This is a genomic window from Pseudarthrobacter sp. NPDC058329 (genome assembly GCF_042879835.1).
GTDB lineage: Bacteria > Actinomycetota > Actinomycetes > Actinomycetales > Micrococcaceae > Arthrobacter.
Window position 1 is genome coordinate 249,984 of the sequence record NZ_JBHVZR010000004.1, and the last position, 13,325, is coordinate 263,308.

13 protein-coding genes and 1 pseudogene are annotated in these 13,325 nt (G+C 65.9%); 4 read left to right on the plus strand and 10 right to left on the minus strand.

From position 1 onward, the window contains the following. Positions 1 to 198 precede the first annotated feature (198 nt). Positions 199 to 441 carry a helix-turn-helix transcriptional regulator gene (locus ACFVYC_RS08590; protein WP_387548967.1) on the plus strand — a complete coding sequence of 81 codons (243 nt, stop codon included), beginning with the start codon at positions 199 to 201 and terminating at the stop codon, positions 439 to 441. After that, positions 438 to 1,688 (plus strand): type II toxin-antitoxin system HipA family toxin, encoded by a 1,251-nt coding sequence (locus tag ACFVYC_RS08595; protein WP_387548969.1) that lies wholly within the window; start codon positions 438 to 440, stop codon positions 1,686 to 1,688. Before ACFVYC_RS08590 ends, ACFVYC_RS08595 begins: the two co-directional genes overlap by 4 nt. On the opposite strand, the gene ACFVYC_RS08600 is transcribed toward ACFVYC_RS08595, so the two are convergent. The 3 genes from ACFVYC_RS08600 to ACFVYC_RS08610 all read right to left on the minus strand — a co-directional run bounded on the left by ACFVYC_RS08600 (position 1,648) and on the right by ACFVYC_RS08610 (position 4,852). Further along, on the minus strand, positions 1,648 to 2,631 hold the full coding sequence (locus ACFVYC_RS08600; protein ID WP_387548971.1) for a hypothetical protein: 984 nt from the start codon (positions 2,629 to 2,631) through the stop codon (positions 1,648 to 1,650). The two genes, ACFVYC_RS08595 and ACFVYC_RS08600, sit on opposite strands and share 41 nt — an antisense overlap. A 13-nt stretch (positions 2,632 to 2,644) precedes the next feature. Then, positions 2,645 to 3,262 (minus strand): uracil-DNA glycosylase, encoded by a 618-nt coding sequence (locus ACFVYC_RS08605; RefSeq protein WP_387548973.1) that lies wholly within the window; start codon positions 3,260 to 3,262, stop codon positions 2,645 to 2,647. A 102-nt stretch (positions 3,263 to 3,364) separates the two neighbouring features. Beyond that, positions 3,365 to 4,852, minus strand: a complete 1,488-nt coding sequence (locus ACFVYC_RS08610) for an HNH endonuclease (RefSeq protein WP_387548975.1) — start codon at positions 4,850 to 4,852, stop codon at positions 3,365 to 3,367. A gap of 117 nt (positions 4,853 to 4,969) precedes the next feature. Here ACFVYC_RS08610 and ACFVYC_RS08615 point away from each other — a divergent pair, with 117 nt between their 5' ends. Beyond that, a complete protein-coding gene (locus ACFVYC_RS08615; protein ID WP_387548977.1) occupies positions 4,970 to 5,476 on the plus strand; it encodes a hypothetical protein in 507 nt (168 codons plus the stop codon). A 25-nt stretch (positions 5,477 to 5,501) separates the two neighbouring features. On the opposite strand, the gene ACFVYC_RS08620 is transcribed toward ACFVYC_RS08615, so the two are convergent. From ACFVYC_RS08620 to ACFVYC_RS08640, 5 genes and pseudogenes are all read right to left on the minus strand, one after another. Further along, entirely contained in the window at positions 5,502 to 5,882 is a 381-nt protein-coding gene (locus ACFVYC_RS08620) for an RNA-binding S4 domain-containing protein (protein ID WP_387548979.1), read from the minus strand. Positions 5,883 to 5,969: 87 nt separating this feature from the next. After that, complete coding sequence (locus ACFVYC_RS08625; protein WP_387548981.1) at positions 5,970 to 7,106, minus strand: sulfite oxidase; 1,137 nt, start codon at positions 7,104 to 7,106, stop codon at positions 5,970 to 5,972. Positions 7,107 to 7,201: 95 nt separating this feature from the next. Continuing rightward, positions 7,202 to 8,000: pseudogene (locus tag ACFVYC_RS08630) on the minus strand (SDR family oxidoreductase). 66 nt (positions 8,001 to 8,066) lie between these two features. After that, positions 8,067 to 9,071: an aldo/keto reductase family protein gene (locus ACFVYC_RS08635; RefSeq protein ID WP_387548983.1), complete on the minus strand. Its 1,005-nt coding sequence runs from the start codon at positions 9,069 to 9,071 to the stop codon at positions 8,067 to 8,069. Between the two features lie 27 nt (positions 9,072 to 9,098). Then, positions 9,099 to 9,827: a hypothetical protein gene (locus ACFVYC_RS08640; RefSeq protein ID WP_387548985.1), complete on the minus strand. Its 729-nt coding sequence runs from the start codon at positions 9,825 to 9,827 to the stop codon at positions 9,099 to 9,101. A gap of 163 nt (positions 9,828 to 9,990) precedes the next feature. On the opposite strand from ACFVYC_RS08640, the gene ACFVYC_RS08645 reads away from it, so the two are divergent. Beyond that, positions 9,991 to 10,389 (plus strand): YchJ family protein, encoded by a 399-nt coding sequence (locus ACFVYC_RS08645; protein WP_387548986.1) that lies wholly within the window; start codon positions 9,991 to 9,993, stop codon positions 10,387 to 10,389. Here ACFVYC_RS08645 and ACFVYC_RS08650 read toward each other — a convergent pair whose 3' ends face one another. Further along, a complete protein-coding gene (locus ACFVYC_RS08650; RefSeq protein ID WP_387548988.1) occupies positions 10,390 to 11,226 on the minus strand; it encodes a hypothetical protein in 837 nt (278 codons plus the stop codon). 64 nt (positions 11,227 to 11,290) lie between these two features. Beyond that, positions 11,291 to 13,321 (minus strand): acyl-CoA dehydrogenase family protein, encoded by a 2,031-nt coding sequence (locus tag ACFVYC_RS08655; RefSeq protein ID WP_387548990.1) that lies wholly within the window; start codon positions 13,319 to 13,321, stop codon positions 11,291 to 11,293. Positions 13,322 to 13,325: the final 4 nt, after the last annotated feature.

Consider the following 13,325-nt stretch of genomic DNA (forward strand, 5'->3'; position numbering starts at 1 on the left):
GGTGACGACGATTGTCTCGTTGCGACTGCTTGAGGAGGACTTGGGGCCAGGGTGGAACCCTTATTGGCTTTCACCGGAACGCCCGTACCGATGAGGCCCTGTTCCGGACCGTCAGCCGGCTGTAGCATTTCAATCATAGTACAGACCGGCACGTTCGTACCTAGGAGGTCCGTCATCACAAACTCTTTCTCTGACCGGTTGGCCGCCGAGGTTCGGGCCCGACGTGGGTCTCTCCGGCTGACGCAGCACGAGCTCGCCCAGCTGGCGGGCGTCTCCGAGCGCTTTGTCCGTTTCGTTGAGCAGGGAAAACCGAGCGTCCAGCTGGATTCCCTGATCGCGGTGCTTGAAACGCTTGGCCTCGAACTGAAGGCCACCACACGAACAGGCTCTGCAGCCCACTCACTGGCGAAGCTGACTTCGGACGGGGGCTCCGAGAGATGAGGCACCGCATCGCGGACATCTATAAGGCCGGCGTGCTCGCCGCGCGGCTTGAACGGCACGACGGCGGCACCAGGTTCAGCTATGTGGCGGGCTACCTTGCCAGCCAGGGCCCCGCCGTCGCAACGTCACTTCCGCTCTCGACCGAACCTGTGCAATCCGGGGCGGGGGCCGCCCCGCCCTATTTCACCGGGCTGCTGCCGGAGGGCCGCCGCCTCAACGCCCTGCGCCGTTCCATCAAGACCAGTGCGGACGATGACCTGTCCCTCCTGATTGCAGCAGGTGGGAATCCGGTGGGCGACGTCCAAATCGTGGGCCACGGGGAACCCTTGAACCCGGATGATCACGCCGTCCAGCTGGATCCGCAACGGCCCCTGGACTTCGATCAGCTCCTCGGCGATCCGGACGTCATTGATCCTGTAGCCCTGGCCGGGGTACAGGACAAGCTGTCCGCCGGAATGATTTCGGTTCCGGTGGCCAGCACCGGGCGTCAGTTCATCCTCAAACTCAATGCACCCGAGTTTCCGCATGTCGTGGAAAACGAGCTGATGATGTTCCGCTACGCCGCCAAGCTTCGGATTCCGCTGAGCCGCGTTCAGCTGATCCGCGATGTGGCAGGCCGGCCCGGGTTGCTCGTGGAGCGCTTTGACCGCTTACCCGCGGCGGGAGCAGGGACCGGGGCCGTGCGGCGCCTCGCCGTAGAGGACGGAGCGCAGGTGCTGAAGCTTTACCCGGCGGACAAGTACAACGTGGGGTACGGGCAGGTCTGCCATGCGCTCGCCGACTACTGCTCAGCGCCGCTTCCCGCGCTTCGGAACCTGGCGATCCAGGCGGCGTACGCATGGCTGAGCGGGAACGGGGACCTGCACGCCAAGAACGTGTCCATGGTCCAGCAGCCTGACGGGGAATGGACGATCGCCCCGGTGTACGACATCCCCTCCACAGTGGTTTACGGCGACAAATCCCTTGCCCTGGCCATGAACGGAAAACGGACCGGGATCTCCCGCCGCCACTTCCTGGGCTGGGCCACAGAGCTTGGACTTACCGACAGGACGGCTGCCCAGGCTGTGGAAATCGGGCTGAAGGCGTCTGGCCCGCTGATCGCCGACCTGGAGTCCGGTCGCGCCTTCCGGAGCCTCGGCGTGGCCAGGCAAAACGGTCGCGACGACGGCGGCTCACCATTTCCTGACCTGGTCACCAGGGCGTGGGTCAAGGAGCTGAAGCACCGCCGAAGGTTGATGGAAGGCTGAGCTCAGCGGCTTTTGTGCCGTCGTACCACCGCAGCACCCTCAGCGCGCGCAGGGTGTTCCACCGGCTTGGTTGTCCGTCGCCGTCCTCCAGCGGAAAGTGGACCTTGCCGGCGTGGGTGTTTTCCAGCAACCATCTGCCGTCCGGCTGCACCTTGGACCGCACCACCTCAACGGCCTCCTCCAGTCGTTGGTCACGGCTGCCGCAGGTGGCCCGGAAGTAGTCCACCCCGCGAAGGACGTCGTAGAACCAGCGGGTGGGGTAGGAAAACAGCAGCCAGTTTCCGCTGATCAGCTCACCAGTGGAATAGCGCCTCAGCAGCCCGCGCTCGAGGAGGTACTCTTCCCCGCGGTGCCGGGCCTGCCGGGACTCCGTGGTTCCGCCGGTGGCGCGCTCGTGTTCCAGGAGCCCTTCGAGGACGCAGATGGTGGTGTGGAACGAAGACCGGGTGGAACCTCGCTCCGCCTCACAGTTCCATCCACCGTCGGCGAGCTGTTCCCGGGTCAGCCGCTCCACGACTGAATCGACTTTTTCGCCGAAGTAGGCGCCTAGTGCCACGGTCATCCCGTTGATGCAGGGCTCCACTTCGCCCTCGAAGAAGGGCTGGTTGCCTTCCTCCCAGCGGCTGTTGTCGCGGACCAGGCCGATCGCCTGCCGGGCTTCGGTGCTTGCGGGGTCCAGGCCGAAGTCCCGCAGGAGCAGGAGGCTGTAGGTGGTCGCTGTCCAGGGCTGGCTGTCGGGGTCATCGTCGGTTGCCGGCCAGTAGGTGCCTCCGGCCCATTGTCCGTCCGTGCCCTGCAGGGTGAGGAGCCTGGCGCCCCAGCCCTGGTTGGTGACCCGCTCCCGCCCAGCCTGGATCTCGCGAGGGGGAGCGTCGGTGAGGTCGCGCAGGACCTGCCAGCGGATGGCGGGATCGGAGTCGAGCAGCCAGTCGAGCACATCCATCGGCGTGGGCAGGCTAGAGGTGCTGGATGCCTGCCCGCTGCATGGCGTCCTTGTAGATATCCACGCTCTTGGCCAGGAGCTCTTCCTGCTTGGCTTCCGAGACGGCGAACGCGCGGCCGCCAAGGGCCGTTGCCTTGTACACCTTGATGCCGCTGTTCTTCAGTGACGAGTGGTAGGTCTTCTCGAACAGGGTGAGGAAGGTTGAGGCGTCAGTGCCGTGGGCGATGATCGCGGAAACACGGGAATTGATTTTGAGGAACTGGCGGAAGGGACGCAGGCCGTCGGTCTTCTCCTGCACGCTGAGGGCAGACGGCATACCCGGATCGCGGACCCAGGGGTAGGCATTCCACGGCATGACGTAGCGGAAGTCAAGCTCGGCGAGTTCATAGATCTGTGTGGCGCGGCGCGCGGCTTCGTCGTCGTTGTAGTGCGAGACAAATCCCGATTCGGTGCCCTTTCCGGGGCTGACCTGCAGGCTGACGATCCGGCACTCATCTTCGTCGTGAACCGGGTCGATGTAAGGAACAGTGGAGCCCGGCTTCTTTTCCATCAGTTCGTCGCAAAGCTGGGTTACCTTCGCGATGTTCGGTTCCTGTAGCAGGGCCTTTTTTTCGTCCCAGTCAATCGTCACGATTTCTCCCTCAGCAGCAAGGCGTCCAGAATCAGGCGTCTTAGGCCACTCTACGCTTCCGCGCTTGGGGGTGGGCAGAGGGAACCAACGATGAACGTGAACTCACGCCGCTATTCGTACCTTGGCGCGTTTGAGCGACTTGACCCCGCGCCTCAGTTTCCGCCGACGGCGGGCGGTTGCCTTCTCAGCAACAGCAACAGCAACAGCCGCGGCAGTGCCGGGCAGGGGTGGGGCCGTAGATCGGTAGGTGTGGCCGGTGGGGGTGTGGAGTTCTACTGTGTGCCGTTGCCCTGGTCCTGTAACGGTTCGGGATGTCCAGCCGGGGGTTTCTTTGGTGTGGTTGCAGGGTTCGCAGAGGCCTTGACCGTTGCTGCTGGTGGTGGGTCCGTTGGTGTGCCAGGGGATGATGTGGTCGTGGTGGCGGATGGGCGCGTCGCAGTAGGGGGTGCGGCAGGTGTCGTCCCTGACTTGGAGGAAGCGTTTCAGCCCGGGCGGGAAAAGCCGGGCTTTGGAGTCCAGCGCGACCAGTTCTCCGTCGGCCGGGGCCGTGTAGAGCCGTCGCAGCCAGACGTTGAGCTCGGTCCTGCCCGAGGTGCCGGCGGATTCTGGGACTTCTGCTCGCGCGACCCCGCTGCGGGAGCCGGACGCTTTACTGCCCGTGCTCGCTGAACCAAACGTTCCGTCGAAGACTGCTTTTCTGGCCCACTCTGCCGGGACGATGCCGTAGCCGGGAAGGCGGGCTGGTTCGCTGTCGCCTTGGAAGAGGGTGCGGTCGGTCATGACGAGCTGAATGTCGATACCGGTGAGGCCGCCTGGGGTGCCGGTGATGCGTTCGACCAGTTCGTCAGCCATGATCGCGCCCCTGGACCGGTCATCGCCGGCGGACTTCAGGGCATCGACCTGCTGGGTGAGGGCCGAGTACGCGGCGACACCCTGGGCGACGGGCAGCAGTGCTGTCAGGAGGGTCATGGTGTCCGGTGCCGGGCGGAGACTGACAGTCCGCTCGGTGATGGCGTGGCTGGCCCGCTTCGCCACCGAGCCCGGGTCACGGCGGTAGGCCGCCGCTTTGACGGCTGCGATGATCGTCCGGTCTCCGCAACCGTTGAAGGTGCCGGTGTCCGCGGCGAGTTCCTCGTCCACCGCGCACCGGTCCTCCACTGCAAGGCACGTTGTTTCTCGCACCAGCAGGGTGGCGCGCCACTCGTTCAGCTGCCCGGACTCGAGGGCTGCGAGGGTGTGGGGCATCTCGGTGACCAGGGCTTTCCCCAAGCCAAGCACCCTGCCGCCCCGGGCGGGGGACTCACGCCGGGCCAGGGCAATTTCGGCTCCCACTCCGGCGCCGAGTTCGCCGGCAGGGACACCTGCAGCAGCCTGCTCCTGTCTCCTTGCGAGGTCGTAGGCGACGGCGATCCGTGCCTGCTTCGCGGCGGCCGCCGACTTCACGTCCTCAAGATCCCGCAGCTGATCAATCATCCCCGGGCCATCAGCAGAGACAGGAACGGAAGCCAGCAACTCAAGGACATCAGCAATGGAAGGACCAGCACGGTTCTCCGCCCCAACTGCTCCCGCCAACGCCTGATCCGCTTCCATAACCAAAGTCTTCCAGCAGGACCGGGCAAGGGCACGGACCCTGCAGCCCTATGTGGATAAACCGCTCAGCTCTAGATAAAGTGCCAAAGCTTCGAAGCCTTGCTGTTCAATGTAGGGATGCAGTTCACCAGGAAGGGCCTGAAAGCTGACGGCTTTGCGGGCTTCAGGTCATTTAAGGACCTTGAGATCATGCGGGTTCCGCAAGGAACGGGCGTCTTCGCGGTCCTGCGGCCGGAAGGATTCCAGCCGGTTTTCCTGAAGAAAAGCACCGCTGGCGTGTTCAAGAAAAAGGACCCGTCCCTGCCCCACCCAACCCTGACCGCGGAGTGGGTGGACGCCGCCGTCGTCCTCTATATGGGCAAGGCCGGCCCAGGCAGCAAGGGCAACCGTGGCCTGCGGCGGCAAATCCAGGAGTTCCTGGACTTCGGGCAGGGCAAGCCACCGGGGCACTGGGACGGCCGCCTCGTCTGGCAACTCAAGGACGCCGGGCAACTGCTCATCGCGTGGAAGGAACTGCCAGCCGAAGCCCTGAACAAAGCCGAGGGGGACTACCACTCCGCCTTCGTTGACGAATACGGGAAGCTGCCCTTTGCCAACCTCGTCCGGACGCGGATCAACAGCTAAGCCAAGGCCGCCGCAGCGGTGCCGCTTAAGCTCCGCGGAGACGTTCCATCTCGCGGCGGTCCTTCTTGGTAGGCCGGCCCGCGCCACGGTCCCGCTGGGGCAGGCCCAGCGCAGGAGCGACAGGCCGCGGCGGCGTGTGGTCGGTGAAGCAATGGGAAGCAGCTTCCGCGCCAACACGTTTATTGATCAGGCGGCGCACCTCAAGGATGCGCTCGTAGCCTGACATCCGGACCGTCACGGTCTCGCCGTTGACCAGTGTCGCGGACGCCTTTGCCGGGGTGCCGTTCAGTCTTACATGACCGGCGCGGCACGCCGCCGTAGCCGCAGAGCGGGTCTTGTAGGCCCGAATGGCCCACAGCCACGCATCGATGCGGACACTGGCGGGGGAGGAAGGAAGGCTGGTCATGGCTGGCACCGAGTATAGCCCGGGGCTGGTGCGCAGGGGGCCAGCCGCCCAAGGGCGTCAGCCAGGCCAGGTCAAGCCCGAACGTCCCTACTCCACCCGAACACTGATCCGCTGAACTACGTTATTGCCCAGTCCCTGGTAGTTCCAGTTCTGCTCCAGGGGCTGCGTGGCGCCACTGGCATCGGTGGCGCGGCAGGACAGCTCATGCTCGCCCGGGTCAGCCACCCACGGCAGCGTCCATTTGCGCCAGGCGAATCCGCCCGCAGATTCCTCCAGGTGCGCGGGCAGCCACTTGCCGTCGATACCCACTTCCACGGCAGTTACGGCCGCGGCCCCGGACCAGGCCCTGCCTTGGAGCATCACGGGACCCCGCGGCAGCACCCGGCTGCGGGTGAAGAAGTCGGGGATGCCCGGCGGGACCATCAGCGAACGCACCCTGATCCGCGAAACCGGCGTACCGGCGTCGTCCGCTGAGTCCTGGTAGCGGTACGCGACCGCCTGCTGGTAGCCGGTAAAGGGCGCCGTGACCACCTCGATGGATTCCAGCCACTTCACGCTCGTCATGCCGTACCAGCCGGGGACCACCAGCCGAAGCGGGTAGCCGTGCTGGGGCGGCGGCTCGTTGCCGTTCATTTTGTAAGCGAGTACGACGTCGGCGCGCATCGCCTCATGGATCGGCAGGCTCCGGGCGTACCGCTGGGTGACGCCGCCCTGGATCCCGGCATCCGCACCCGTGAAAACCACCTCGACGGCGTTCGGCAGGACGCCGGCCTTGCCCAATAGATAGGCGAGCGGAACGCCGGTCCAGGCTGCCGTGCCCACTCCTTCAAGGATCCACGGCTGGCTGAGCGGGCGGGGCTTCAGGAGCGACCGGCCGTTGCCCGCGCACTCCAAAGTGACCGGCACGGTGATGGCGGGATCCTTCCTCAGCGCCGGCATGCGCAGCTCCAGGGCGCGCTCCACTGCCCCGTTGATCCGAAGGTGCCAGGCGGCGGGGTCGATAAACGGGATGTCGAAGTGTGTGAGGACGTAGTGGAGCCCGGGCGGAGTGATGTCGCGGCGGAGCGCTTCCAGGGGCATGGAATGGTTGCGGGCGCCGAGCTGAAGTTCTTCGGGGGTCAGCGGGCCGGCAGTTGGGCCCGCTGCAAGGACTGCGGGGGCCTGCACGTTCCCGGGCGCTGCCGTTGAACGGGTGGACTGCGGGTTCGGCTGGATCTGGGTCATGGCGCTGCGATTCTGACTGGGATCTGCTTGGCGGGCCGGAGGGTCCCTGCCTCAGGTTTACGCCCGGCCCGCCAGCGCGTCAACGCCTGAATTTGCTACAGCAGCGGATGCTTCAGGAACTCGGTGAGACCGATCGGGTCCTGCCCGGTCAGCCCGTGGATATCGGGCGAAATCCCTGCCATTTCCCCGGCTGCCATCGCAGTATAGGTGCTGACCCACGCGTCCACTTGCCAGGGCGGCGCGCCATAGGAGGCGCGGGATGCGTAGGCTTCCTCCACCGTCTCCGGGTGGTAGCTGATGGTACGCCCGGTTCCTTCGGTCAGGATCCGGGCAGCGTCCGTCAGGGTGAGCTCCTCGGGCCCCGTCAGGTTGTACGTCCTGCCTCGGTGAATGGCGGGGTCGCGGAGGACCGCCACGGCGGAGCGCGCGATGTCTTCCCGGGCGACGCCGGAGAACACGCCGTCGCCGGCAGGCCCGCGGATCACACCGTCCCCGCCCGCCAGGAGCGGCAGGAAATCAAGGTAGAAGTTGTCCCGGAGGAAGGTGTAGTCCATCCCGGAATGTCGGATGTGCTGCTCCGTGCCGTAGTGGTCCCGGGCCAGCGTGAAGGTGGCATCCGGTGCTGCGCCGTAAAACGACGTGTACACCACATGCTGGACACCCGCGGCCGCGGCAGCGTCCACAAAACCGCGGTGCTGCTGCAGCCGGTCCCGGGTTTCCGCGGCGGACACCATGAACAGGACCTTGACGCCTTCCAGGGCCGCCCGCGCCGCAGGGGGAATCCGAGTAGCTGCACACGGCTGCCGGAGCGTTCTCCAGTTCCGGTGCGCGTCCGGGGTCACGGACCAGCAGGCGCTGGGCGGAGCCGGCCGCGGCGAGCTGCCGCGCCACCATTCCGCCCAGGCCGCCTGTGGAGCCGGTGACGGCGAGGTCCGGCAGCTCCGAAGCGGCCCCCACCGCTTAGTGTTCCCGCTTGGCCGGGGACTTGGTCTGCTCCGGATCACGTTCGGCGAGGGATCCGATGGCGGCGTCGATCTTCTTCAGCACTTCCGGCTCCAGCTTCACCCCGGCCGCCTTCACGCTGTCTGCGATCTGCTCCGGCCGGGAAGCACCGATGATGGCCGAAGCCACGTTCGGGTTCTGCAACACCCAGGCCACGGCCAGCTGCGGCATCGAAAGCCCGGCTTCCTCTGCGACGGGCTTGAGCTCCTGGACCCCGGCCAGGACGTCGTCGCGCATCCAGCGTTCAATCATCTTGGCGCCGCCCTTCTGGTCCGTGGCCCGGCTGCCGTCCGGTGCGGGCTGGCCGGGCAGGTACTTGCCGCTCAGGACGCCCTGGGCCATGGGGGACCAGACGATCTGGGACACGCCCAGCTCCTCGGACGCCGGCACAACCTCAGCCTCGATGACGCGCCACAGCATGGAGTACTGCGGCTGGTTGGAGATGAGCTGGAAGCCGAGTTCCTTGGACAACGCATGCCCGGCGCGAAGCTGATCGGCGGACCACTCGCTGACGCCGATGTACAGGGCTTTGCCCTGCCGGACAATGTCCGCGAACGCCTGCATCGTCTCTTCGAGCGGGGTTTCGAAGTCGTAGCGGTGGGCCTGGTACAGGTCCACGTATGCCGTCTGCAGCCTGTGCAGCGAACCGTTGATGGATTCCATGATGTGCTTGCGGGACAGGCCCAGATCGTTTTTACCTTTGGGGCCGGTGGCCCCGTAGACCTTGGTGAAGATCTCCAGGGACTCGCGCCGCTCACCCTTCAGGGCTTCGCCGAGCACTGTCTCCGCGGCGGTGTTGGCGTAGACGTCTGCCGTGTCGAAGGTGCTGATGCCGGCATCGAGGGCGGCCCGCACACACTGGGAGGCGACGTCATTTTCGACCTGGGAGCCGTGCGTCAGCCAGTTGCCGAAGGTGATTTCCGAGACTTTGAAGCCGCTGTTACCGAGGTATCTGAATTCCATGGGGTTCACGCTAACCCAGATGGTTGCTCAGGGTAAGGGCTGTTTACCGGCGCCTTTGAGCGCTTGCACCTGGGCCCGGCCGGATAGGGACACCAGCGATCCCGTATCCAGCGGAGTCACTGGACGCGGGGCCTGCGCCTTCTTGAACGACCGCGGCACCCGGCCGGGGCGGTGGTTGTCCAGTGCCGACTCCACGAGTGGAGCGACCTCCACCACCTTGTCGGCAGGCACGCGGGGATCGGGCAGGTCCCGGACTGACAGTTTGATTTCGGGTGCCGCCGCCCGCGCGCGTGCCATTGCCCTCGCGTCCGCCTCCGCGACAGCGGAGGCCCAGTCCTCGGCAAGGACGGGGGGTACGGGCCGTGCGGCCGTCACCGCGGGGTGATGTACGACGGCGGTGCGCAGCGCCGAACGGAGGTTCGCCGGCTTGAGCGCACCCCGCCAATCCCGGGGCGGGCGCTTGGGTTTAGGGGTCTTGACCGCGGGTGGGCCCGCCGCAGGGGGGCCGGCAGCGCCAGGCGGCGTGCCGTCGTCGTGCCTTGTCCTGGCAGGGCCGGCCAAACGGACCCGGGGGATGCTTTCCCTGGTGGCACGCCGGCCGAACAATGCCATCAGCGTGATGGCGGCGAGCCTGCCCAGCCCAGCGAGCACCAGCGTGATCACTCCAAGCAGGAAGAGGACCAGGAACATCAGGACAGCCATTCCCACGGTGCCCAAAAAGGTCAGGTTGAGGATGAGCGTATCCGGATTTTCCACGTCATCTCTCCTCTCTTCCGGCCGTAAAGCCCGCACCTGCGTCCCTCTGCCGAGGCAACAACTCCTTCTCCACCCTACGGAATTTTGCTGGGCTGTGCCGCCGGGCGGAGGGGCGCGTCCGGCGTTGTTTCAAAGCTGTTACCCGATATGACAACATCAGGTCATGGCTGAAGACCGGGGACTGGAAAACTGCATGTGCCTGTCCGGCGAGCAGTACCGCGTGTGCTGCGGGCGGTTTCACTCCGGCGAGGCAGAAGCAGCCACCGCAGAACAGCTGATGCGGTCCCGTTACAGCGCCTTTGTGCTCCTGGATGGGTCATATTTGCTGCGCACCTGGCATCAGAAGGAAGCCCCCGCAAACCTCGACCTGGACCCGGACCTGCAGTGGCGGCGCCTGGACATCGTGTCCACCAGCCGCGGCGGCCCACTGGATGTGCAGGGGACGGTGGAGTTCAAGGCCTGGTTCCGGCACGGCACCGAGCGCGGCACGCATCACGAGGTGAGCCGGTTCGTCCGGGAAAACGGCCGCTGGTACTACGTGGACGGAAAGATTCTGGCCTGACTACTCGTCGTTGTCATCCTGGACAGGAGTGAAGCCCGCCCGGTCCACCTTGCGGTGGAAGCGCATGCCTGCCAGTCCGCCGAGCACAGCACCGGCGAGTGCCACCAGTGCCACCACAACGGCGGCGATGATGCTGGTGGTGGTGAGGTCCCCTTCGTTAACGGGGATGCGCGGGAAGCTGTTGAGGTTGGCCAGCACGTTGAACTGCTGTCCGGCCACCAGGCCCAGGATGGAAACGAGGACCGCTACGATCAGCGCCCAGATCCACACCATGAGACCCTGTTTGGCGCCATTGAAGCGCGCCATGCGTCCTGCCACATAACCGCCGCAGTAGTAGGAGAGGAGCAGGATGACCAGCAGGACGATGATGCCCACCAGGCCAACGGTGCCGCTGTTCGAGGTTGCCTGGTTTACTGCCTCGTTGACGTCCGTGTTGGTCGCCAGGCCAACAGCCGTTCCGGCCGCTGCCACGAGGGCGGTCAGCAGCACAGCCATGCCGGTGGCGGTCAGCCAGCCGAAGAATGCGGAGCCCACCTTGATGCCGCCGAACCGCTCCTTCTCCCGGGCGACGGCGGTCTGCCGGTCCGTCAGATTCGGATCCACAGCAGTTGGCGGGGCTCCAGGGACATAGTCCCGTTCCGCGGAGGCGCCGGACCCGGCGCGGGCCTCGGGCACGCGGTCGTACGTGGAGGTCGGCGTGGTGTCTGCTGCCGGCGCCTGGTCATAGGTGCGCGTGGCATCATCGTCAGCCGCGGCGGCGCGGTAGCTTCCGCTGCGGTCGCCGTCCTCCCGGGCGCGTCGCGGGGGCAGGTTCTCTGGGTCCGTTGAGCTGCTCATGGTTCAACTCAATCATCGGCACGCAGAGATAGCAAGGATGCTTACTATTTTGTGACCAGTGGCGTCAGCGGTAGTTGCGGTGCAGGTTTTCCCTTTGCGAGGGCCCGGGGGAGGCGTCCGCGATCCACGGACCCGTGCCTTCCGACTGGTCCAGGACGCCGGCCTCCAGCCACGTGTAGTCGCCGGCGAGGACCTTCCGGGTCAGTTGGTGGTCGCCGTCGTCCGTGTTCCGCCACAGCTGGTCGAAGTACTCATCCACCCGTACGTGTGCCTGCTCGCAGTACGCCTCGGCGAGTTCGTAGGCGCTCGCCGCCTTTTCCGGGGAAGTGTGGAGCAGCATCTCCGCACGCGAGCAGCACGCGGTCATGGCGAACAGTTCCGCTCCGATGTCCACTACCCGGCCGAGGAAGGCCTGCTTGTGCGCCAGGTTCGCCTGCCAGCGCCCCATGCCGTAGAACGTCTGGCGGGCCAGCCTGCGCGAAGACCTTTCCACGAACCGCAGGTGCTTGGCCAGCCGTCCGAACTCGCTGTACGAGCGCGGATCCATGCCCGCGCCGGCCACGAGCTTGGGCAGCCACTTGGCGTAAAAGCCTGAAGCGCCGACGGCGGCCTTCGCCTTGTCCTGCAGGCTCGCGGTGAGCGAGGCAAGGTCGCCCGCGGCGGCCAGGTGGGCGTCCACCGCTTCACGGGCAATGAGGAGCTTCATGATCTCTGAGGAACCTTCGAAGATCCGGTTGATCCGGAGGTCGCGCAGTTGCTGCTCCGCCGGTACCGCGCGTTCTCCGCGCGCCGCCAGCGACTCCGCCGTCTCAAAACCCCGCCCGCCTCTGATCTGCACCAGTTCGTCCGCGATTCGGCAGCTGATCTCGGTGGACCACAGCTTCGCGAGGGCAGCTTCGATGCGCACATCCTTCTGGCCGGCGTCGGCAAGCTCTGCGGAGAGCTCAAAGACGGCGTCCAAAGCGTAGGCAGATGCGGCGATGAAAGCAATCTTCTTGCTGACGGCCTCGTGCATGCCCACCGGCTGGCCCCACTGAACGCGGGCATTGGACCACTCCCGTGCGATCTTCAGGCTCCAGCGGCCTGAGCCGACACAAAGGCCTGGGATAGAAAGCCGGCCCGTATTGAGCGTGGTGAGCGCGATCTTCAAGCCCTGGCCCTCGCGTCCCAGCCGGTTGGCTGCCGGGACCCGTACCTGGTGGAACCGGGTCACTCCGTTTTCGATACCGTGCAGCCCCATAAAGGCGTTCCGGTTTTCCACGGTGATGCCTGGAGAGTCCATTTCCACCACAAAGGCGCTGATGCCACCCTTGTGCCTGGTGCCGTCAGCGTCGGTGTGCGCCGGAACCACGGCCATCACCACCACCAGTTCGGCAATCACCCCGTTGGTGGTCCAAAGTTTTACGCCGTCCAGAATGTAGGACCCGCCGTCATCCGTCGGGACCGCTGTACTGCCCATCCGGGCGGGATCGCTGCCCACGTCCGGTTCGGTTAAAAGGTATGCCGTGATGGCTCCGGCAGCGCACCGCGGCAGGTATTTGCGCTTTTGTTCCGGCGTGCCGAACACCTTGACCGGTTCGGGCACGCCGATGGACTGGTGCGCGGAAAGCAACGCCCCCAAGCTGGGGTGGACGCTGCCGAGCAGGGCCAGCGCCCGGCCGTAGTACACCAGGGACAAGCCCAGGCCGCCGTATTCCTGCGGGATCTTCATCCCGAAGACGCCAAGGTCTGCGAGGCCCCGAAGGTATTCGTCGGGAATCTTGGAGTCCCGCTCTATGACCCGCCCGTCCATGGTGCGGGCGAATTCGGTAAGCCGCACCATAAAGGCCTCGCCGAGTTCCACGTCCGCCGGATCCGCGGCGGGCCAAGGGTGGACAAGGCTGAGGTCGAAATGGCCGAGGTAGAGCCCCTTGGCGAAGCTGGGGCGGTCCCAACCGCTTTCGCGGGCGGCCTCGGCGACCGCCCTTGCCTCGTCAGCGGTAACACCGGCACCGATGTTGCCGGCGGGAACCGGGGTTTCCTCGGCGGGGGCGTCTGTGGGGGTTTTGTCGTTGGCAGGGCTGGTTTTTGAGGGGCTGTCAGTGGCGGAGCTCATGGGT

Bases quoted from the DNA above. Each gene is read 5' to 3' on its own strand.
- ACFVYC_RS08595 (WP_387548969.1), top strand. From the start codon at position 438: ATGAGGCACCGCATCGCGGACATCTATAAGGCCGGCGTGCTCGCCGCG.
- ACFVYC_RS08600 (WP_387548971.1), bottom strand. From the start codon at position 2,631: ATGGATGTGCTCGACTGGCTGCTCGACTCCGATCCCGCCATCCGCTGG.
- ACFVYC_RS08610 (WP_387548975.1), bottom strand. From the start codon at position 4,852: ATGGAAGCGGATCAGGCGTTGGCGGGAGCAGTTGGGGCGGAGAACCGT.
- ACFVYC_RS08615 (WP_387548977.1), top strand. From the start codon at position 4,970: ATGCAGTTCACCAGGAAGGGCCTGAAAGCTGACGGCTTTGCGGGCTTC.
- ACFVYC_RS08620 (WP_387548979.1), bottom strand. From the start codon at position 5,882: ATGACCAGCCTTCCTTCCTCCCCCGCCAGTGTCCGCATCGATGCGTGG.
- ACFVYC_RS08625 (WP_387548981.1), bottom strand. From the start codon at position 7,106: ATGACCCAGATCCAGCCGAACCCGCAGTCCACCCGTTCAACGGCAGCG.
- ACFVYC_RS08635 (WP_387548983.1), bottom strand. From the start codon at position 9,071: ATGGAATTCAGATACCTCGGTAACAGCGGCTTCAAAGTCTCGGAAATC.
- ACFVYC_RS08645 (WP_387548986.1), top strand. From the start codon at position 9,991: ATGGCTGAAGACCGGGGACTGGAAAACTGCATGTGCCTGTCCGGCGAG.
- ACFVYC_RS08650 (WP_387548988.1), bottom strand. From the start codon at position 11,226: ATGAGCAGCTCAACGGACCCAGAGAACCTGCCCCCGCGACGCGCCCGG.
- ACFVYC_RS08655 (WP_387548990.1), bottom strand. From the start codon at position 13,321: ATGAGCTCCGCCACTGACAGCCCCTCAAAAACCAGCCCTGCCAACGAC.